The sequence below is a fragment of the Variovorax sp. V118 genome (assembly GCF_041154445.1).
GTDB classification, from domain to species: Bacteria; Pseudomonadota; Gammaproteobacteria; order Burkholderiales; family Burkholderiaceae_C; genus Variovorax; species Variovorax boronicumulans.
Map to the genome: position 1 here is coordinate 495,766 of NZ_AP028663.1, position 20,270 is coordinate 516,035.

Below are 20,270 nucleotides of genomic sequence, written 5' to 3' on the forward strand. Positions count from 1 at the left end.
ATGTGCAAGAAAAAAGGAGGCCTCGGCCTCCTTTTTTCTTTCAGCCCTTCCAGGCCGGTGGCCGTTTCTCGATGAAGGCCTGCACGCCTTCCAGCGCGCTCTCGTCCATCATGTTGCAGGCCATGGTCCGGCTGGCGTCGGCCAGCGCGGCCTCGATGCCGGTTTCGAGCTGGCGATAGAACAGCGCCTTGCCCAGCGCGAGCGCCGTGCGGGGCTTGGCGACGATGCTGGCGACCAGTGCCTCGACCGCGGCGTCGAGCGCCTCGGGCGGCGCGACCCGGTTGACCAGGCCTTTCTCGCGCGCTTCCTCGGCGCCGATGAATTCGCCCGTCACCAGCATCTCGAAGGCTTCCTTGCGCCCGAGGTTGCGCGACAGCGTGACGCCGGGCGTGGCGCAGAAGAGGCCCACGTTGACGCCGCTGACCGCAAAGCGCGCGTCGCTGGCTGCCACCGCGAGGTCGCACACGGCCACCAGCTGGCAGCCCGCCGCGGTCGCGATGCCGTGCACGCGCGCGATCACCGGCACGGGCAGCCGCTGGATCGACAGCATCATCGCGCCGCACCGGTCGAACAGCTGCTGGTAGTAGCCGAGCGAGGGGGCGGCGCGCATCTCCTTCAGGTCGTGGCCCGCGCAGAAGGCCTTGCCCGCCGCGGCGATGACGACGGCGCGCACCGTGTCATCGGCGGCGATGGTGCCGAGCGCCTGTTCGAGCGCGCCCAGCATGCCTTCGGACAGCGCATTGAAGGCGGCGGGGCGGTTCAGCGTGAGCGTGACCACGCCGCGCGCGTCGCGCGCCGTCAGGACGAAGGGGGTCGTGTCGTTCATGGCCGTTCAGTACGTCAGCTCGAGCACCGTCGCGTGCCCTTGCGCGGCGGGCCAGCTCTGGCCGCTGAGGCGCTCGCCGTTGAACTCGGCGCTGACCGTGCGCTGCGGCGCGCCGGCCGCGATGCGCAGCCGCGAGCTCGACTGCCCCGCGCCCTGGGCCGGCACGCCGGGCGGCGGGCTCTGGCCGTCGAAGTTCATCGTGTCGCGCTGCGCATCGAAGTAGCCGCGCGGGCGCGTGAAGACGACCACCGCACCCGCGCCGCTCTCGGCCGGCGCCAGGCGCTCGGTCCGCAGGTTGACGAAGCCGCTGCTGCGCACGAACGGGCTGCGGTAGATGTGCGTGGTGCCCTGGCCAGGCACGTCGAGCACGAACTCGTAGCGCGCGGTGGGCTGCGCGCTGAACGGGCCCCAGCGACCGTCGGCGCCGACCGTCTGCTGGTGCGCCGCCTCGCCGCGCCGCGCACCCGAGGCCGGGTCGACGGCAAAGACCGTGACGCGCGCGCCGGCCAGCGCCAGGTTGTCCGCGCCGGTCGCGCGGCCGTCGAGCACGACCTTCGATTCCGGCGCCACCGCCGTGCTGGCCGGCGCCTGGCCGGTCAGGAAGCGCCAGGTCGCCGCGAAGGCAGAGGGCGAAAACGAGGTCTCGCGGTGGTCCACGCGCGGCAGCACGAGGTTGGTGGCGCCCTTGAGCGCCGGCCCGTCGAAGCCGATGTTCGTCGGTTGGCCCGGCGCGCCGATCCACAGGCCGTCGGGCTGGGCGTATTTGTCGTTGGTGTCCGAGCGCAGCGTGAGCCACTGCACGCCGAGCGTGACCTCGTCGCCGTTCGGTCCCTTGGGTGCATTGAGCTGCTGCATGAAGGCCGAGAGTCCCGAGAACTCGTTGTTCTCGCGCAGGCCCTTCACCTTCCAGATGCCGTGCGCCGGGTTGCCGCCGAGCACCACGTGGCTCACCACGGCCGCGCCGCCGCCGTTCTGCACGTAGTTGCGGATGGTGTTGCCGCCGCGCGAATTGCCGATGAGCACGACCTTGGGCGCGCCCGTGGCCTTCAGCACCTTCTCGACCTCGGCGCGCAGGAACGCGGCCGAGTCGGCGGTGGAGCTGCGCCCCGACTGGGCCACGGCGTCGTCGTCGCGGGCCAGGGGAGTCGGCTGGTCGATGGCGAAGAGCCGCTCGCGCGGCCAGCCGTTCGATTCGAAGCGCCAGATCGTGGTCTGCCACAGCGCCGCCGAGTCGCCGTTGCCGTGCATGAAGACGATGGGCGGGCGCTCGGTGGAAGAGGGCGCGGAGGTGGCGCAGCCGGTCAGCCAGGTGACGGCGGTGCTTCCGGCAAGGGCCAAGGCAAGCAGGGTGCGGCGGGAAGGCATGTCTGTCTCTCTCCTGGCAGGGGGCTGGGGCCCCGCAAGTGAAAACGCCCGCCGGCGCAAGGCGGGCGGGCGTTGGATGCTATCGACAAACAGCCGTCAGGCGAAGACGCCGGCGGTGTCCTGCATGCGTGCCGACACTTCACCCAGGTGGTGCAAGGTGTCGCCGAAGGTGAGTTCGAGCTGCGTGAGCTTGCGGAAGTAGTGGCTGCCGATGTATTCGTCGGTCACGCCGATGCCGCCGTGCAGCTGCACCGAGTTCGCGGCAACGTAGCGCATCGACGTGCCCAGCTGGTACTTGGCGCGGGCCAGCGCCTGGCGGCGCTCGTCGGCCGGGGCGTTGAGCTTGAGTGTCGCGTAGTAGCTCATCGAGCGTGCCAGCTCCAGCTGCATCTTCATGTCGGCGACGCGGTGGCGCAGTGCCTGGAAGCTGGAGATGACCACGCCGAACTGCTTGCGCTGGTTCATGTAGTCGATGGTGACGTCGAGCGTCTTGTCGAGCACGCCGACCGCTTCGGCGCAGGTGGCGGCAATGCCGACATCGACCGCGTACTCGAGCGCGGCCAGGCCGTCGGCCGTGACCAGCGTGGCGTCGGCCTTGTCGAACACCACTTCGGCCGCGCGGCCGCCGTCCTGCGTGCCGTAGCCGCGGGCTTCGACGCCGCTGGCGCTGCGCTCGACCAGGAAGAGGGCGATCTTGCCGTCGACCTTGGCGGGCACGATGAAGGCATCGGCCTCGTCGCCCACGGGCACCACGCTCTTGGCGCCGGTCAGCGAGTAGCCGTTGCCCGACTTGGTGGCCGTGGCCTCGCACACATCGAGGCGGTAGCGCGCCTTGCGCTCCTGGTAGGCCAGCACCACGAGGGCCTGGCCGCCGGCGATGCGCGGCAGCCAGTTTTCCTTGGTGGCCGCGTCGGCGTAGCCGCCGAGCACGGCGCCGGCGATCAGCGTCTGGGCGAAGGGCTCCAGCACGATGCCGCGGCCCAGTTCTTCCATCACGACCATGCCGGCCACCGGGCCCATGCCCAGGCCGCCGTCGTCTTCGCTGATGTACAGGCCGCCCAGGCCGAGCTCGGCCAGTTCGTCCCAGGCTTCGCGCGAGAAGCCGCCCTTGGCCTCGATGCCGCGGCGGCGCTCGAAGTCATAGCCCTTGTCGACCCACTTGCGAACGGCGTCGCGCAGCTGGTCCTGGTCTTCCGAAAAATTGAAATCCATGTTGGTGTCTCCTCAGCCCAGGACGGTTTGCGCCACGATGTTGCGCTGGACTTCGTTCGAGCCGCCGTAGATCGTGGTCTTGCGCATGTTGAAGAAGGTCGATGCCAGCGGTGCCAGCGCCGGGTTGCCGCCGGGGAAGTTGCCCTGCCAGCCGGCTTCCATGGCTTCGCGGATCAGCGGCAGCGAGTAGGGGCCGCCGGCCAGCATCATCAGCTCGGCGTAGCGCTGCTGGATCTCGCTGCCGCGGATCTTGAGCAGGCCGGCCACGTCCAGCGAGTTCTTGCCCGAGGTGGCGGCGGAGAGCACGCGCAGCACCATCATCTCGAGGGCGACGATGTCGACTTCGAGCTTGGCGATCTCGTCGCGGAAGCGCAGGTCGTCGTACACGCCTTCGCTTTTCGCAATGCGCTTGAGGCGCTCGAGTTCGCGCTTGGCGCGGTTCACGTCGGCGATGTTGGTGCGCTCGTGCGAGAGCAGGTGCTTGGCGTAGGTCCAGCCCTTGTTCTCCTCGCCGATCAGGTTCTCGGCGGGCACTTCGACGTTGTCGAAGAACACCTCGTTCACCTCGACGCCGCCGTCGATCAGCTTGATCGGGCGTACGGTGACGCCGGGCGACTTCATGTCGAGCAGCAGGAAGCTGATGCCGGTCTGGGGCTTGCCTTCGTTGCTGGTGCGCACGAGGTTGAACATCCAGTCGCCGTGCTGGCCGAGCGTGGTCCAGGTCTTCTGGCCGTTGACGATGTACTTGTCGCCCTTGCGCTCGGCCTTGGTCTTGACCGAGGCCAGGTCGGAACCCGAGCCGGGTTCGCTATAGCCCTGGCTCCACCAGACTTCGCCGCTGGCGATGCCGGGCAGGAAGCGCTTTTGCTGCTCGGCGTTGCCGAAGGCCATGATCACCGGGGCCACCATGACGGGGCCGAACGGGATGATGCGCGGCGCGCCGGCCAGGGCGGTTTCTTCCTCGAACAGGTGGCGCTGCACGGCGGTCCAGCCGGGGCCGCCGAATTCCTTGGGCCAGCCGTAGCCCAGCCAGCCCTTCTTGCCGAGGATCTTGGCCCAGCCTTGCAGATCGTCGCGCGTCAGTTCGAGCGCGTTGTGCACCTTGTGCGAAATCTCCTGGGGGAGGTTGTCCTTGACCCATGCGCGAACTTCTTCGCGGAACTTCTGTTCTTCGGGTGTGAAGCTCAAATCCATGCGTGCCTCGCTGTGTTGATCGGTCCACCGCAGACGCGGGGTGTCTCCGGAACTGCGAGTTTTAGCACGGTCGTGCTGCGATCCGGTGTCCGCGTCGCGACAAGCCCGCCGGCGTGCGGGTCGACGGGAGGCTGATCGGGGTGTTGGCGGGGCACGGATAATCCCGGCCTCCTATGAAGAACATCGTGATCCTGATCTCCGGCGGCGGCTCGAACATGGCGGCCATCGTGCGCGCCGCCGAGCGCGACCGCTGGGCCGAGCGCTTCGGCGCGCGCATCGCCGCCGTCATCAGCAACAAGGCGGAGGCCGGCGGGCTGGCGCTGGCCGCATCGCACGGCATCGCGACCGCCGTGGTGCCGCACCAGGCCTTCGACAGCCGCGAGGCCTTCGACGCGGCGCTGGCCGAGGCGGTCGACGCCCACGCGCCGACGCTCGTGGTGCTGGCGGGCTTCATGCGCATCCTGACGCCCGGCTTCGTGGCCCGCTACGCCGGGCGGCTGGTGAACATCCACCCCTCGCTGCTGCCGGCCTTTCCGGGGCTGCACACGCACCAGCGCGCCATTGAGGCGGGCTGCAAGGTGGCGGGGGTGACGGTGCACCAGGTCACGGCCGAGCTCGACCACGGGCCGATCCTGGCGCAGGCCGTGGTGCCGGTGCTGCCGGACGACACGGCCGCCACGCTGGCCGCCCGGGTGCTGTCCCAGGAGCACCTGCTGTACCCGCGCGCCATCGCTGGATGGCTGTTGGATACATTGAGTCACAAAGCTTAAAGTTGTTTATATTGTTGGGTTTTCGGGAGCACAGAACTTTGAAAACCCAATCGCTACTGTTGACGTTGGCCACCGCGGCCCTGCTGGCCGCCTGCGCCGCTCCGGCCCCCGCGCCGGCACCGGGCGCCGCTGCGCCCGCACCCGCCGCGCCGGCCGAGCCCGTCTTCCAGTGCAACGCCGAAGGCGCCCGCTTTGCCGTGGGCCAGCAGGTGACGCCTCAGCTCGAAGCCGCGGCACGTGCGCGCGCCGGCGCCGGCACGGCGCGGGTGCTCAAGCCAAACCAGGCGGTCACCATGGAACTCAACCCCGGACGGCTCAACATCAGCGTCGACGCGCGTGGCCGCGTCAAGGACGTTCACTGCGGCTGAGCGTCGATCGGGGTGAAGCGGCGCTGCGGGCGGCCGTCGATCTCGATGGTTTCTTCGAACATCGCGGCCGGCCGGACCCACAGGCCGCGGGCACCGTAGAGGGCGCGGTACAGCGTCATCGGCTCCAGCGTCTCGCTGTGGCGGACGGTGCCGATCACGTCGTACTCGCCGCCCTTGTAGTGGCGGTAGCGGCCGGGGGGCGTTTCGATCAGGGGAGGGAGGTCTTCGTCGTTCAACGGGGGCTTCTTTCTTCGGTAACAACTGTCGGATGAGTCTTTGACGGGAGTCGGATGGACCGTGCGGATTTTGTTCACCTGGTACGCCTGAGCGAGCACGCGAGTGCGGACGACAGTGCGCGCTACCGGCGTGGCGTCGCGGCGTTCGCCGCGCTCGGCTACCTCTGGGTGCTGGCCTGCCTCGGGCTGGCGGTGGGCATTGTGGCCTGGGTGGTCGTCTCGGTGGCCGACGGGCGTTTCAACTTCACCCGCGGCTGGCTGCTCGTGTTCGCGCTGGGCCTGTTCTGGGCGACCCTGCGCGCGCTCTGGGTGCACTTCGACGAGCCCGACGGCGAGCCGCTCACGCGCGCCGACGCGCCGGGACTGTTCGAGGCGCTGGACCGCATCCGCGAGCGCATCAAGGGGCCGCCGGTGCACCGCGTCTACCTGGACGACAACTTCAACGCCAGCATCCGCCAGGTGCCGCGCTTCGGCCTGTTCGGCGGTGCGCTCAACTCGCTGAGCATCGGCCTGCCGCTGCTGATGATGCTGGACCGCCAGCGCCTGCTGTCGGTGCTGGCCCACGAATACGGGCACCTGCGCGGCAACCACGGCCGCCTGAGCGCCTGGATCTACCGCACGCGGCTGTCGTGGCTGCGGCTCGATGCCAGCCTGCAGCGCGACGAGGGCGTGATGGCGCTGGTGTCGCAGGCCTTCTTCCGCTGGTACTTTCCGCGCTTTGCTGCCAAGACCTTCGCGCTGGCCCGCCAGGACGAGTACGAGGCCGACCGTATTTCGGGCCGGCTGCTCGGCACCGCGGTGGCCGCGGCCGCGCTCACCGAAGTGGCCATCAAGGGCAACTGGTACGCCAGCGAGTTCTGGCCCTGGCATTGGGCGCGCGCCGAGCGCGAGCCGCTGCCGCCCGGCCCGTTCGCCGCCCTGCGGCAGCGCGCCCGCACGCCGCCGAGCGAGGAGTTCGCGCGCCAGGCGCTGCGCGAGGCGATGCGGCGCGTGAGCGACCTGGACGACACCCACCCGGTGCTGCGCGACCGGCTCGAAGCCCTGAACCAGAAAGCGGCGCTGCCGGCCTGGTCGCAGCGGCCCGCGCTCGACATGCTGGCCGACAAGCACAAGTGGATCGCGCATTTCGACAACGCCTGGCGCCGCGCCCACGCCGCCGACTGGAAGCAGCACCACGCGCACCGCTCGCGCATCCGCGAGCGCATCGCGGTGCTGGCGGCCCGCGGCGAGCGCAACACGCCCGACGAGATGGTCGAATGGGCCGACGCCGAGCGCCGGCTCGATCCGGCGGCGCCAGTGCGCGCGCGCTACGAAAGCGCGTTGCGGATCGCGCCGGACCACCCGGGCGCGCTGCGCGGACTGGCGCAGATGCTGCCCGCGCGCGAGCGCGCCGAGCGCTTGGCCGTGCTCGAACGGCTGCACCAGTCGGGCGTGGCCAGCCGCTGGTGGGCGGCCAAGAACGCCGTCGCCTCGCTCGAAGATCCCGAAGCCGGGCCGCACGACGAGCAGGGGCTCAAGCTGTGGCGCGCGCGGCTCAAGGAGGCGGAGGAGGCCGAGGCGCGCGCCTGGGAAGAGATCACCGACACGCCGTTCTTCAGCCAGATTTCGCGCCACGACCTGAACGACCACGAACTGGGCGAACTGCGCGCCGACATCGCGCGCTGCCTGCCGGTGTCGCGGCTGTGGGTGGTGCGCAAGAACCTGCGCGAGTTCGCCTGGCGGCGGGCCTACATCGTGTTCGTCGAGGTGCCGGGGCTCGGCGACGAGGACCGCTGGCACCTGTGCCGCGAACTCGAGCAGACGCTGACCCTGCCGGGGGCGGCGCTGGTGCTCTGGGCGGGGCATTCGCCCACGCTGGAAGACATCGAGCGGCAGGCCTTCGGGACCGTCTGGGTGCGCGGCGCCTGAGGCGTTTCGGCCGCGAGGCCGGCCGGCTGAGACAATCGGGGCTATGCATCCCAAAGCCCTGTTGGAGGCCACCGCCGATCTGGTCGGCCTGGTCCTGAAATTCGATCACCCGGCCGACCAGGTCGTTTCGCGCTTTTTCCGCGACCACCGCGAGTTCGGCCCGCGCGAGCGCGCGACGCTCGCCGAAACCGTCTACACCGTGCTTCGCAAGAAGCTGCTGTTCGATCACCTGTCGCCCTCGGGCAGCGGTTCGAAGGAGCGCCGCATGGCGATCCTGGGCTTTCACGGCCCGCGCGACTTTTTGAAGAGCGCGCTCAACGATACCGAGAAGCGCTGGCTCGACAACTGCGACGCCGTCAAGCCCGACGACCTGCTCGAACGCCATCGCCACAACCTGCCCGAATGGCTGGTCGCGCCGCTCAAGGCGCAGCTGGGCGACGGCTTCTGGCCGATGGTCGAGAGCCTGCAGCAGCCGGCGCCGCTCGACCTGCGCGTCAATGCATTCACCGACAAGCGGGCCGAAGTGAAGGCGGAGCTTGCGAAGGCTGCTATCAAATCGGAAGTGACGCCGTTCTCGCCCTGGGGACTGCGCATCGACGGCAAGCCGGCGCTGACCAAGCTCGACGCGTTCGTGCGCGGCGCCATCGAGGTGCAGGACGAGGGCTCGCAGCTGCTGGCGCTGCTGCTGGACGCCAAGCGCGGCGAGATGGTGGTCGATTTCTGCGCCGGCGCCGGCGGCAAGACGCTGGCCATCGGCGCGACCATGCGCAACACCGGCCGGCTCTACGCCTTCGACACCTCGGCCCACCGCTTGGACGCGCTCAAGCCGCGGCTGGCGCGCAGCAAGCTGTCGAACGTGCACCCGGCCGCGATCGCCCACGAGCGCGACGACCGGATCAAGCGTCTGGCCGGCAAGATCGACCGCGTGCTGGTCGACGCGCCCTGTTCGGGGCTCGGCACGCTGCGCCGCAACCCTGACCTCAAATGGCGTCAATCGGCCAAGTCGGTGGCCGAGCTGACGGCCAAGCAGACGGCCATCCTGCAAAGCGCGGCCCGGCTCGTGAAGTCGGGCGGCCGGCTGGTGTACGCCACCTGCAGCGTCCTGCCGGAGGAAAACGAGGCCATCGCCGAGGCTTTTGCCGCCGCGAACCCCGATTTCGTGCCCATGGATGCGGCCGAATTGCTCCAGGCGCTCAAGGTGGAGGGCGCCGAGACCCTCTGCGCGGGTGGGGAAGACGGCCGCCGCTATCTGCGTCTGTGGCCGCATCGCCACGCCACCGACGGCTTTTTTGCCGCCGTGTGGAACCGGAAATAGGCGCGGGGCTCCAAACTAGGGTAAATCTGCGGTGTGACAGAAGGACAAAAGGCCTCGTTTTGGCCCTGACATCCTAAAATCGCGGGTTACCTGAAGGCTGCACCTTCGTGTGGCCATGGAGTACCTGACTCAATGATGCTTCCTGACTCCGCCGTTCTGAACGCGGTCATCCAATGGCTCGGACACGGCCTGTGGGACATTGCCTGGTGGCAGGTCGTGCTGTACACGCTCGTCACCACGCACATCACCATCGCAGCGGTCACGATCTTTCTGCACCGCACGCAGACACACAAGGCGATGGACCTCGGTCCGATCCCCTCGCACTTCTTCCGTTTCTGGCTCTGGCTCGGCACCGGCATGGTGACGAAGGAATGGGTCGCCATCCACCGCAAGCACCACGCGAAGTGCGAAACCGCCGACGACCCGCACAGCCCGCAGGTCAAGGGCATCGACGAAGTCTTCTGGCGCGGCGCCGAGCTGTACCGCAAGGAATCGAAGAACAAGGAAACGATGGAGCGCTACGGTCACGGCACGCCCGATGACTGGATCGAGCGCAACCTGTACACGCGCTACAGCTGGCAAGGCGTGGGCCTGATGCTGGTGATCAACCTCGCGCTGTTCGGCGCGCTCGGCCTGACCGTGTGGGCGGTCCAGATGCTCTGGATCCCGATCACCGCCGCCGGCATCATCAACGGCATCGGCCACTACTGGGGCTATCGCAACTTCGAGGCGTCTGACGCCAGCCGCAACATCATGCCCTGGGGCCTGATCATCGGCGGCGAAGAGCTGCACAACAACCACCACACCTACCCGACCTCGGCCAAGTTCTCGGTCAAGAAGTACGAGTTCGACATCGGCTGGGTCTACATCCAGGTGTTCCAGAAGCTCGGCTGGGCCAAGGTCAAGAAGGTGCCGCCGAAGATGCAGATGGGCGACATCCAGCCCGTGGCCAACGAGAAGACGCTCGAGGCTGTCATTGCCAACCGCTACGAAGTGATGGCCGGCTACGCCCGCGAAATGCGCCGTGCGACCAGCGAGGAAATCGACGTGCTGAAGGCCAAGGGTGCCGACCTGTCGGTGCTCAAGGCGGCCAAGCGCTGGCTGCATCGCGACGACGACAAGGTGCCCGCCTCGGCGCGCACCCATCTGGTGCAGGCCCGTGCTGCGCACCCGGTGCTCGACAAGATGGTCACGATGCGCGAAGAGCTGCGCCAGCTCTGGCTGAACACCTCGCAATCGCGCGAGCAACTGGCGGCCGATCTGGCGGCCTGGTGCCACCGTGCGGAAGCCAGCGGCATTGCCGGCCTGCGCGAGTTCTCGACCCGCCTGCGCGCTGCGCGCGCCTGACGAGGCAAAGGGCCGGCGCCTCCCGCGCTGTTGCCCTCGCTCAGTGAAGAAGCCGACCTGCGGGTCGGCTTTTTTGTGCCTGCCTTTTTCTGCTTTCGCAAAAACGACAGGCAATAAAAAACCCGCTGGGTGAGCAGCGGGTTTTTTGGGGAGAACAGGCCGAATTACTTCAGCTTGATTTCCTTGTATTCGACGTGCTTGCGTGCCTTGGGGTCGAACTTCATGATCGACATCTTTTCAGGCATCGTCTTCTTGTTCTTGCTCGTCGTGTAGAAGTGGCCGGTACCCGCGGTGGATTCCAGCTTGATCTTTTCGCGTCCGCCTTTGCTCGTTGCCATGATTCAGCTCCTTAAGCTTGGCCGCGGGCACGCAGGTCTGCGAGCACGGCATCGATACCGTTCTTGTCGATCAGGCGCAGTGCAGCGCTCGAAACGCGCAGGCGAACCCAACGGTTTTCGGTCTCGACCCAGAAACGGCGGTATTGCAGGTTCGGCAGGAACCGGCGCTTGGTTTTGTTGTTGGCGTGGGAAACGTTGTTTCCGACCATCGGGCCTTTGCCCGTTACGTCGCATACGCGTGCCATGTGGACACTCTTTCTTGAACAGCTGGCACCGGCGCAATCGTGGCGATTGCAGGGTGTTTTGCAGCTTGACCTCGCCAGAAACGGGTGGCGGTACCCCGGATTTGCCGCAACCCGACTCCCGGTGGGAGGTAGGCCTTGTTTCGGCAAAGCCTCGGATTATAGCCCTTTCAGGGTCAGCTGGGCTGGCCGTGCCGTAGATGCCGGCAAGCCAGGCCCTGCAGGACGGTGCCCCGTCCCGCGGGAAAGGCCTCAGTGTTCCTCGAGGAAGCGCTGCGCGTCGAGGGCGGCCATGCAGCCCGTGCCGGCGCTCGTGATGGCCTGGCGGTAGATGTTGTCCTGCACGTCGCCGGCCGCGAACACGCCGGGCACGCTGGTCATCGTCGCGAAGCCCTTCAGGCCCGAGCGGGTCAGGATGTAGTTGTCCTTCATTTCCAGCTGGCCCTGGAAGATGTCGGTGTTCGGGTGGTGGCCGATCGCGATGAAACAGCCCTTGAGCGTGATCTCTTCGGTCGCGCCGGTCTGCGTGTTCTTGATGCGGATGCCCGTCACGCCCGTGCCGTCACCGAGCACCTCGTCGAGCTGGTTGTGCAGCTTCAGCACGATCTTGCCTTCGGCCACCTTCTCCATGACCTTGTCGATCAGGATCGGCTCGGCGCGGAACTTGTCGCGGCGATGCACGAGTGTGACTTTGTTTGCAATGTTGGAGAGGTACAGCGCTTCCTCGACGGCCGTGTTGCCGCCGCCGATCACGCAGACCTCCTGCTCACGGTAGAAGAAACCGTCGCAGGTCGCGCAGGCGGAGACGCCGCGGCCCATGAACTTCTCTTCGGAATCCAGACCCAGGTACTTGGCCGAGGCGCCCGTGGCGATGATCAGCGAGTCGCAGGTGTAGGTGCCGCTGTCGCCCGTGAGCGTGAACGGGCGCTTGCTCAGGTCGACCTTGTTGATGTGGTCGAACACGATCTGCGTCTTGAAGCGTTCGGCGTGCTCGAGAAAGCGCTGCATCAGCTCCGGGCCCTGCACGCCGTGCACGTCGGCCGGCCAGTTGTCGACCTCGGTGGTGGTCATGAGTTGACCGCCTTGCGCGATGCCCGTGATGAGCAAAGGCTGGAGGTTGGCGCGTGCGGCGTAGACGGCGGCGGTGTAGCCGGCCGGGCCGGAGCCCAGAATGAGAACCTTGGCGTGTTGGGGTGCGGACATGAGTAGAAAACCTAGGATGGACGCTGCGGCAGCGTGTACATTTTCAGGGTGGTAGCGATACGTGGGGAGTATCACCGCCCGGTTCAACACCGGGTGCACGGTGTTTTCAATGCGCGCGATTGTAGTAATCCATGGGCTCAGCATCAGGATCACATCGCGCGCTGTTTCAGGGATTGATTAATGTCGATGCTGTCCAACCTTGAATTGCTTCGGCGCGTTCCATTGTTCGCGTCGTTGACGGCCTCGCAGTCCGCAAGCATTGCGGATGCGATCATCAAGAAGCGCTTCAAACGCGCCGAGGTCGTCGTGGAGCAGGGCAAGAAATCCGATGCGCTGTACATCATCCTGACCGGCCGCGCCCGCGTCACGAGCGCCGACAGCCGTGGCCGCGAGGTGATCCTGGCCACGCTGCATCCCGGCGACTATCTCGGCGAGATGAGCCTGATCGACGACGAGCCGCACTCGGCCACCGTGCGCACCGAAATCCAGTGCGACGTGCTCATGCTGGGCCGCGACGCCTTCGCGCGCTGCCTGCCCGAGAACTCCTCGATGGCCTACAACATCATGCGCGGCCTGGTGCAGCGCCTGCGCCATGCCGACCGCAAGATCGAGTCGCTGGCGCTGATGGACGTGTACGGCCGCGTCGCCCGCGCGCTGCTCGAGTTCGCCAGCCAGGACGGCATGGGCAACCTCAAGGTCCGCGACAAGATCTCCCGCCAGGACTTGGCCAAGATGGTCGGCGCGTCGCGCGAAATGGTGAGCCGCGTCATGAAGGACCTGGAAGAGCGCGGTTTCGTCCAGTCCCAGGAAGACGGCTCGGTGATCATCAAGGACCGGCTCCTGACGCTGACCTGAGCCCATAGGCCGGGCGCTTTCGGCGTCCACGGCCTTTTGTTGTAGTGTTCGGGGCGGCCGGCCTGCGTTTTTTCGGGCCGGGCGCCGTGCTTTTCATGACCTATTCGCTCCATACGCTTCAATCGTCCTCCTCTTCTTCCGCTGCCGAAGGGCAACCCGTGCGCCTGCGCGCCCTGCGCTTCGCCCACGAAATCACCTTGATCGCCGGGTTCGCAGCCCTCCTGTTCTGGCTGCTGGCGATGCTGAGCTTCACCCCGTCCGATGCCGCCTGGTCGACCTCGGGCACGGGTGGTGAAATCAAGAACTGGGGCGGCCGCATCGGCGCCTGGCTGGCCGATGGCAGCTACTTCCTTGCCGGCTATTCCGTCTGGTGGTGCCTTGCGGCGGGCCTGCGCGCATGGCTTTCCTCGCTGGCCGGCTGGCTGCGCGGCGGCGAACCGACGCCGGCGGTCGAACAGCCCCCGCGCGGTCGCTTCAACCGCAGCCGCCTCGCTTTCTGGTTTGGCCTGGTCTTGCTGCTGTGCGCCAGCGCGGTGCTCGAATGGTCGCGCCTGTACCGCCTCGAATCGCACCTGCCGGGTTCGGGTGGTGGCGCCCTGGGCTACCTCGTGGGGCCGGCGAGCGTGCGCTGGCTGGGCTTCACGGGCTCGGCGCTGGTCGCCATCGCCGGCGGCGTGATCGGCTCGGCGCTGGTCTTCCGTTTTTCGTGGAGCCTGATCGCCGAGCGCATCGGTGCCCGTGCGTACTCGCTGTTCGAGTCGCGCCGTGAAAAGCGCGAAATGGCCGCCGACATCGCCATGGGCAAGCAGGCCGCGCGCGAACGTGCCGGCGACGAGGAAGAGCTGGCGCCCGCGCCGCGCGCCAAGAAAATGCGCCCCAGCAAGGAGGCCGCGTTCGGCGACGCCGGCCCTCTAGAGCCGAGCTTCGACGACGAAGAGGAAGAAGTCGCGCCCAAGCGCCGCCCTGCATCGCCGCCGGTGCAGATCGAACCCGCGATGACCGAGGTCCCCCGCAGCGACCGCGTCGTCAAGGAGCGCCAGAAGCCGCTCTTCAAGGAACTGCCCGACAGCAAGCTGCCGCAGGTCGACCTGCTCGACGCCGCGCTGGTGCGCCAGGAAACGGTGTCCTCCGACACGCTCGAGATGACCTCGCGCATGATCGAGAAGAAGCTCAAGGACTTCGGCGTCGAGGTGCGCGTGGTGCTCGCCTCGCCCGGCCCGGTGATCACGCGCTACGAGATCGAGCCCGCCACCGGCGTCAAGGGCTCGCAGATCCTGGGCCTGGCCAAGGACCTGGCGCGTTCGCTCTCGCTGGTGTCGATCCGCGTGGTCGAAACGATCCCCGGCAAGAACTACATGGCGCTCGAACTGCCGAACGCCAAGCGCCAGTCGATCAAGCTCAGCGAGATCCTGGGCTCGCAGGTCTACAACGAGGGCAAGTCGATGCTCACGATGGGCCTGGGCAAGGACATCATCGGCAACCCCGTGGTGGCCGACCTCGCGAAGATGCCGCACGTGCTGGTGGCCGGTACCACCGGCTCGGGCAAGTCGGTCGGTATCAACGCGATGATCCTGTCGCTGCTCTACAAGGCCGAGGCACGCGACGTCCGCCTGCTCATGATCGACCCGAAGATGCTCGAAATGTCGGTCTACGAAGGCATCCCGCACCTGCTGGCGCCCGTGGTCACCGACATGCGCCAGGCGGCGCACGGCCTGAACTGGTGCGTGGCCGAGATGGAGCGCCGCTACAAGCTCATGAGCAAGCTCGGCGTGCGCAATCTGGCTGGCTACAACACCAAGATCGACGAAGCCAAGGCGCGCGAGGAGTTCATCTACAACCCCTTCAGCCTCACGCCGGACGATCCCGAGCCGCTCAAGCGCGAGCCGCACATCGTGGTCATCATCGACGAGCTGGCCGACCTGATGATGGTGGTCGGCAAGAAGATCGAAGAGCTGATTGCCCGCCTTGCGCAAAAGGCCCGCGCCGCCGGCATCCACCTGATCCTGGCCACGCAGCGCCCCAGCGTGGACGTGATCACCGGCCTCATCAAGGCCAACATCCCCACGCGCATCGCGTTCTCGGTGGGCTCCAAGATCGACAGCCGCACCATCCTCGACCAGATGGGCGCCGAGGCGCTGCTGGGCATGGGCGACATGCTCTACATGGCCAGCGGCACGGGCCTGCCGATCCGCGTGCACGGTGCCTTCGTGAGCGACGAGGAAGTGCACCGCGTGGTGGCCTACCTCAAGAGCCAGGGCGAGCCCGACTACATCGAAGGCGTGCTCGAAGGCGGCACGGTCGATGGCGACGGTGATGGCGACCTGCTCGGCGGCGGCGACGGCGAAAAGGACCCGATGTACGACCAGGCGGTCGAGGTCGTGCTCAAGAACCGCAAGGCCAGCATCTCGCTGGTGCAGCGCCACCTGAAGATCGGCTACAACCGCGCCGCGCGCCTGGTCGAGGACATGGAAAAGGCCGGCCTCGTGAGCGCCATGAGCGGTAGCGGCCAGCGCGAGATCCTCGTGCCCGCGCGCCAGGCGGAGTGACCCGCCGGCGCACCATCGACGACGACCCCATCACCATCGCGGCAGGGCTGGTTACGTGCTGAGAGGCAATTTGCAAACGCGCACCGGCGCTGCTGCAAATCTTCATGAAAGCCTACAGAAGCCGGCACCTGCGGCGGGTAGTGTCGATGGGCATCGCAGCAACGTTTTTCCGAGGAACCTCCCATGAAGAAAACCCGCCTCTGGCTGTTGGCCGGCCTGATCTGCACGGTGGCCGGCAGTGCCTGGGCCGACGGGCTCGAAAGCCTCGAAGCCTTCGTGAAGACGGTCAAGTCCGGCCGTGCCGAGTTCACCCAGACCGTGACGGCCCCGCCGCGCGAGGGCCAGCCGGGCCGCGCGAAGACGTCGACTGGCACCTTCGAATTCCATCGCCCCGGCAAATTCAAGTTCGACTATCGCAAGCCCTTCGCCCAGAGCATCGTGGCCGACGGCAAGACGCTGTGGCTCTACGACGCCGACCTGAACCAGGTCACGCAGCGCACCCAGGCGCAGGCGCTGGGTTCGACGCCCGCCGCGCTGATTGCTTCCGCCGCCGACCTGCGCGCCCTGCAGGCCGATTTCGCGCTGGAGGCCGCGCCCGAGCGCGACGGCCTGCAGTGGGTCAAGGCCACGCCGAAGAACAAGGACGGCCAGCTGCAGAGCGTGATGGTCGGCTTCCAGGGTGACGCGCTCGTAGCCCTCGAGATCCTGGACAGCTTCGGCCAGCGCTCGGTGCTCAAGTTCAGCAAGGTCGAGGTGAACCCGGCCTTGCCCGCCAGCACCTTCGACTTCAAGGCGCCCGCCGGCGCCGACGTGCTCAAGCAGTAATCACCCACAGCAGGACAGTCCCCGGTTTGGCCCCGCGCACCCACCAGCCCCTCGCCGAGCGCCTGCGTCCCAAGACGCTCGGCGAAGTGATCGGCCAGCAGCACCTGCTCGGTCCGGGCATGTCGCTGCGCATCGCCTTCGAGTCGGGCCAGCCGCACTCCTGCATCCTCTGGGGCCCGCCGGGCACCGGCAAGACGACCATCGCGCGGCTCATGGCCGACGCCTTCGACGCGCAGTTCCTGAGCATCAGCGCGGTGCTGGGCGGCGTGAAGGACATCCGCGAGGCGGTCGAACAGGCCACCGCCGCGCGCGACGGGCTCACGCAGCAGCGCACCATCGTCTTCGTGGACGAGGTGCACCGCTTCAACAAGAGCCAGCAGGACGCGTTCCTGCCGCACGTCGAGTCGGGCCTGTTCACCTTCATCGGCGCGACCACCGAGAACCCGTCCTTCGAAGTCAATTCGGCCTTGCTGTCGCGGGCGGCGGTGTACGTGCTGCAGTCGCTCAACGAGGGCGACCTGAAGCAGATCGTCGCCAAGGCGCAGGCGATCCAGGCGGTTCCGGCCATCGACGAGGCGGCCATCGACCGCCTCGTCGCCTACGCGGACGGCGACGCGCGCCGCCTGCTCAACACGCTGGAGACCCTGGCGGTTGCGGCCGGCGCCGAGAAGCTCACGAACATCACCGACGAGTGGCTGTTGCGCGTGCTCGGCGAGCGCATGCGCCGCTACGACAAGGGCGGCGAGCAGTTCTACGACACCATCAGCGCGCTGCACAAATCGGTGCGCGGCAGCGACCCCGACGCCGCCCTCTACTGGTTCGTGCGCATGCTCGACGGTGGCGCCGACCCGCGCTACATGGCGCGCCGCCTCGTGCGCATGGCCAGCGAAGACATCGGCCTGGCCGACCCGCGCGCGCTGCGCCTGGCGCTCGACGCGGCCGAGGTCTACGAGCGCCTGGGCACGCCCGAAGGCGAGCTGGCACTGGCCGAATGCGTGGTCTACCTGGCCATCGCGCCCAAGTCGAACGCGGTCTACAAGGCCTACAACGCGGTGCGCGCGCTGGTGAAGAAAGACAGCACGCGCCCGGTGCCGATGCACCTGCGCAATGCACCGACCAAGCTCATGAAGGAGCTCGACTACGGCAAGGGGTACCGCTACGCGCACGACGAGGAGGGCGGTTTCGCCGCCGGCGAGCGCTACCTGCCCGAGGGCCTGGAAGGCCAGGTTTTCTACGAGCCCGTGGAGCGCGGGCTCGAAATCCGTATCGCAGAAAAGCTGCGCGAACTGCGCCGCCTCAACACAAATTCCGACCGCTGATACAGGTTTGCGCATGTGCCGGCGCCCCGGCATGACTTCACGCGCATACAGCATGAAGTGAGCGGGTAAACCCCGGTCATCCCGCCCCAAAACAGCGCCGGGGCGTGTCTACAATCCCGCCCACCAAATCTGCCGGCGACACATGTTGGCTGGTTTTTTGCTTGTCAAGCCAGTGGCGCCAAACCGGTGCCTCGGTAGGTGAATGGCACCCGCAAGGTGCAACACATAGGGAATCGCGTTATGGAAATATTGCTGCAGCAGATCATCAACGGTCTGGTTCTCGGCAGCATGTATGCCTTGATAGCCTTGGGCTACACCATGGTGTACGGCATCATCAATCTGATCAATTTTGCGCACGGTGAAGTGCTGATGGTGGGGGCGCTCACAAGCTGGACCATCATCGGGCTCATGAAGGACGGAATGCCCAACACACCGGGCTGGCTGATCCTCTTCGTTGCGCTGATCATTGCCTGCGTCGTCGCGGCAAGCCTCAACTTCGTGATCGAGAAAGTGGCCTACCGGCCGCTGCGCAACAGCCCCAAGCTCGCACCGCTCATCACCGCCATCGGCGTGTCGATCCTGCTGCAGACGCTGGCCATGATCATCTGGAAGCCCACCAACAAGGCGTATCCCAACCTGCTGCCGACCGACCCCATCCACGTGGGCGGCGCCGTGATCTCGCCCACGCAGGTCATGATCCTCAGCGTCACGGCGTTCTCGCTCGTGATCCTGATGTGGCTGGTCAACTACACCAAGCTCGGCCGCGCGATGCGCGCCACCGCCGAGAACCCGCGCGTCGCGGCGCTCATGGGCATCCGGCCCGACATGGTCATCTCGGCCACCTTCATCATTGGCGCCGTGCTCGCGGCCATCGCCGGCGTGATGTACGCCTCCAACTACGGCATCGCGCAACACGCGATGGGCTTCCTGCCCGGCCTCAAGGCCTTCACCGCGGCCGTGTTCGGCGGCATCGGCAACCTGGCCGGCGCGGTGGTCGGCGGCATTCTGCTCGGCCTCATCGAGGCCATCGGCTCCGGCTACATCGGCACCCTCACGGGTGGCGTGCTGGGCAGCAACTACAGCGACATCTTCGCTTTCATCGTGCTGATCGTGATGCTCACGCTGCGGCCTTCGGGTCTGCTCGGCGAGCGCGTGGCGGACCGGGCCTGAGGAGCAGCACACCATGAAGAACAGCAAGAACCTCGCGCTCTACATCCTCGGCGTGGTCGCCGTGCTGGCGCTGCCGATCCTGTTGCAGACCCAGGGCAACGCCTGGGTGCGCATCGCCGACATCGCATTGCTCTACGTGATGCTCGCGCTCGGCCTGAACATCGTGGTCGGCTATGCCGGCCTGCTCGACCTGGGCTATGTGGCCTTCTTTGCGGTCGGCGCGTACCTCTACGCGCTGATGGGTTCGTCGCACCTCTCGGACACCTTTCCGTGGTTCAAGGCGATGTTCCCGAACGGGCTGCACACCTCGCTCCTGATCGTGGTTCCGCTCGCGCTGGTGGTGGCCGGGGTGCTCGGCGCGATGCTGGGGGCGCCCACGCTGAAGCTGCGCGGCGACTACCTCGCGATCGTCACGCTCGGCTTCGGTGAAATCATCCGGGTGTTCCTGAACAACCTGGACCAGCCGATCAACATCACCAACGGGCCGAAGGGCATCACGGCGATCGACTCCATCAAGTTCTGGGGTCTCGACCTGGGCAAGGCGTGGAAGTTCGACGGCTTCACGATCTCCTCGGTCACGCTGTACTACTACCTGTTCCTGGCGCTGGTGGTGGCCACCATCATCATTTCGCACCGGCTGCAGATCTCGCGCATCGGCCGCGCCTGGATGGCCATCCGCGAAGATGAAATCGCTGCCAAGGCGATGGGCATCAACACCCGCAACATGAAGCTGCTGGCCTTCGGCATGGGCGCCAGCTTCGGCGGCGTGTCGGGCGCGATGTTCGCGGCCTTCCAGGGCTTCGTGTCGCCCGAGTCCTTCAGCCTGATGGAGTCGGTGATGATCGTCGCCATGGTCGTGCTCGGCGGCCTCGGGCACCTGCCCGGCGTCATCCTGGGCGCCGTGCTGCTGGCCGCGCTGCCCGAAGTGCTGCGCTACGTGGCCGGCCCGCTGCAGGCGATGACCGACGGCCGCCTCGACGCGTCCATCCTGCGCCAGCTGTTCATCGCGCTGGCCATGATCGTCATCATGCTGATGCGCCCGCGCGGCCTGTGGCCGTCGCCGGAACACGGCAAGACGCTGACGAAGAAGAACGGCGCGCCCGTCGACCCGACCCATGCGGCCGTGGCACCCGGAACGCTCCAGACCCACGCACCGGGCATCGACAGCCCCGCTGACGAAGTGCCGGGTGCGGCATCGCGTCCCATGTCCATCAATCCGTGAGCCAAGGAC

At 67.3% G+C, this 20,270-nt stretch carries 19 protein-coding genes; 11 read left to right on the forward strand and 8 right to left on the reverse strand.

Annotated elements, in window-relative coordinates; genetic code table 11:
- Window positions 1–40 precede the first annotated feature (40 nt).
- From ACAM52_RS02265 to ACAM52_RS02280, 4 genes are all read right to left on the reverse strand, one after another.
- Window positions 41–826: an enoyl-CoA hydratase gene (locus tag ACAM52_RS02265; protein WP_369646002.1), complete on the reverse strand. Its 786-nt coding sequence runs from the start codon at window positions 824–826 to the stop codon at window positions 41–43.
- Window positions 827–832: 6 nt separating this feature from the next.
- Window positions 833–2,191: an alpha/beta fold hydrolase gene (locus ACAM52_RS02270; protein WP_369646003.1), complete on the reverse strand. Its 1,359-nt coding sequence runs from the start codon at window positions 2,189–2,191 to the stop codon at window positions 833–835.
- Window positions 2,192–2,287: 96 nt separating this feature from the next.
- The gene (locus ACAM52_RS02275; RefSeq protein ID WP_095746552.1) at window positions 2,288–3,403 is read right to left on the reverse strand and encodes an acyl-CoA dehydrogenase family protein; all 1,116 of its coding nucleotides are present in this window, start codon (window positions 3,401–3,403) and stop codon (window positions 2,288–2,290) included.
- A 12-nt stretch (window positions 3,404–3,415) separates the two neighbouring features.
- Window positions 3,416–4,597 (reverse strand): acyl-CoA dehydrogenase family protein, encoded by a 1,182-nt coding sequence (locus tag ACAM52_RS02280; RefSeq protein ID WP_062482930.1) that lies wholly within the window; start codon window positions 4,595–4,597, stop codon window positions 3,416–3,418.
- A 173-nt stretch (window positions 4,598–4,770) separates the two neighbouring features.
- Here ACAM52_RS02280 and purN point away from each other — a divergent pair, with 173 nt between their 5' ends.
- Window positions 4,771–5,367, forward strand: a complete 597-nt coding sequence (purN, locus tag ACAM52_RS02285) for a phosphoribosylglycinamide formyltransferase (protein ID WP_369646004.1) — start codon at window positions 4,771–4,773, stop codon at window positions 5,365–5,367.
- A gap of 59 nt (window positions 5,368–5,426) precedes the next feature.
- Window positions 5,427–5,735 (forward strand): I78 family peptidase inhibitor, encoded by a 309-nt coding sequence (locus ACAM52_RS02290; RefSeq protein WP_223301392.1) that lies wholly within the window; start codon window positions 5,427–5,429, stop codon window positions 5,733–5,735.
- Here ACAM52_RS02290 and ACAM52_RS02295 read toward each other — a convergent pair.
- Window positions 5,723–5,971, reverse strand: coding sequence for a DUF1653 domain-containing protein (locus tag ACAM52_RS02295; protein ID WP_062483076.1), 249 nt, complete (start codon window positions 5,969–5,971; stop codon window positions 5,723–5,725). The genes ACAM52_RS02290 and ACAM52_RS02295 overlap by 13 nt on opposite strands.
- Window positions 5,972–6,025: 54 nt before the next feature.
- Here ACAM52_RS02295 and ACAM52_RS02300 point away from each other — a divergent pair, with 54 nt between their 5' ends.
- The 3 genes from ACAM52_RS02300 (at window position 6,026) to ACAM52_RS02310 (ending at window position 10,541) form a co-directional block, all read left to right on the forward strand.
- The gene (locus ACAM52_RS02300) at window positions 6,026–7,879 is read left to right on the forward strand and encodes a M48 family metalloprotease (protein WP_369646005.1); all 1,854 of its coding nucleotides are present in this window, start codon (window positions 6,026–6,028) and stop codon (window positions 7,877–7,879) included.
- A 43-nt stretch (window positions 7,880–7,922) separates the two neighbouring features.
- A complete protein-coding gene (locus ACAM52_RS02305; RefSeq protein ID WP_139703259.1) occupies window positions 7,923–9,194 on the forward strand; it encodes an RsmB/NOP family class I SAM-dependent RNA methyltransferase in 1,272 nt (423 codons plus the stop codon).
- A gap of 132 nt (window positions 9,195–9,326) precedes the next feature.
- On the forward strand, window positions 9,327–10,541 hold the full coding sequence (locus ACAM52_RS02310; protein ID WP_070062144.1) for a fatty acid desaturase: 1,215 nt from the start codon (window positions 9,327–9,329) through the stop codon (window positions 10,539–10,541).
- A 164-nt stretch (window positions 10,542–10,705) separates the two neighbouring features.
- On the opposite strand, the gene rpmG is transcribed toward ACAM52_RS02310, so the two are convergent.
- The 3 genes from rpmG to trxB all read right to left on the reverse strand — a co-directional run bounded on the left by rpmG (window position 10,706) and on the right by trxB (window position 12,324).
- The gene (rpmG, locus tag ACAM52_RS02315; RefSeq protein WP_007830291.1) at window positions 10,706–10,879 is read right to left on the reverse strand and encodes a 50S ribosomal protein L33; all 174 of its coding nucleotides are present in this window, start codon (window positions 10,877–10,879) and stop codon (window positions 10,706–10,708) included.
- 11 nt (window positions 10,880–10,890) lie between these two features.
- Window positions 10,891–11,124, reverse strand: a complete 234-nt coding sequence (gene rpmB / locus ACAM52_RS02320; protein ID WP_007830293.1) for a 50S ribosomal protein L28 — start codon at window positions 11,122–11,124, stop codon at window positions 10,891–10,893.
- 249 nt (window positions 11,125–11,373) lie between these two features.
- Window positions 11,374–12,324 (reverse strand): thioredoxin-disulfide reductase, encoded by a 951-nt coding sequence (gene trxB / locus ACAM52_RS02325; protein ID WP_062481027.1) that lies wholly within the window; start codon window positions 12,322–12,324, stop codon window positions 11,374–11,376.
- Window positions 12,325–12,504: 180 nt separating this feature from the next.
- Here trxB and ACAM52_RS02330 point away from each other — a divergent pair, with 180 nt between their 5' ends.
- The 6 genes from ACAM52_RS02330 to ACAM52_RS02355 all read left to right on the forward strand — a co-directional run bounded on the left by ACAM52_RS02330 (window position 12,505) and on the right by ACAM52_RS02355 (window position 20,261).
- Entirely contained in the window at window positions 12,505–13,179 is a 675-nt protein-coding gene (locus ACAM52_RS02330; protein WP_062481025.1) for a Crp/Fnr family transcriptional regulator, read from the forward strand.
- Window positions 13,180–13,274: 95 nt separating this feature from the next.
- Window positions 13,275–15,725 carry a DNA translocase FtsK gene (locus ACAM52_RS02335; RefSeq protein WP_062481035.1) on the forward strand — a complete coding sequence of 817 codons (2,451 nt, stop codon included), beginning with the start codon at window positions 13,275–13,277 and terminating at the stop codon, window positions 15,723–15,725.
- Between the two features lie 183 nt (window positions 15,726–15,908).
- A complete protein-coding gene (gene lolA / locus ACAM52_RS02340; RefSeq protein WP_369646006.1) occupies window positions 15,909–16,550 on the forward strand; it encodes an outer membrane lipoprotein chaperone LolA in 642 nt (213 codons plus the stop codon).
- Between the two features lie 26 nt (window positions 16,551–16,576).
- The gene (locus ACAM52_RS02345; protein ID WP_139703237.1) at window positions 16,577–17,869 is read left to right on the forward strand and encodes a replication-associated recombination protein A; all 1,293 of its coding nucleotides are present in this window, start codon (window positions 16,577–16,579) and stop codon (window positions 17,867–17,869) included.
- Between the two features lie 240 nt (window positions 17,870–18,109).
- Complete coding sequence (locus ACAM52_RS02350; RefSeq protein ID WP_062481019.1) at window positions 18,110–19,039, forward strand: branched-chain amino acid ABC transporter permease; 930 nt, start codon at window positions 18,110–18,112, stop codon at window positions 19,037–19,039.
- 13 nt (window positions 19,040–19,052) lie between these two features.
- Window positions 19,053–20,261 carry a branched-chain amino acid ABC transporter permease gene (locus ACAM52_RS02355; RefSeq protein WP_062481017.1) on the forward strand — a complete coding sequence of 403 codons (1,209 nt, stop codon included), beginning with the start codon at window positions 19,053–19,055 and terminating at the stop codon, window positions 20,259–20,261.
- Window positions 20,262–20,270 lie beyond the last annotated feature (9 nt).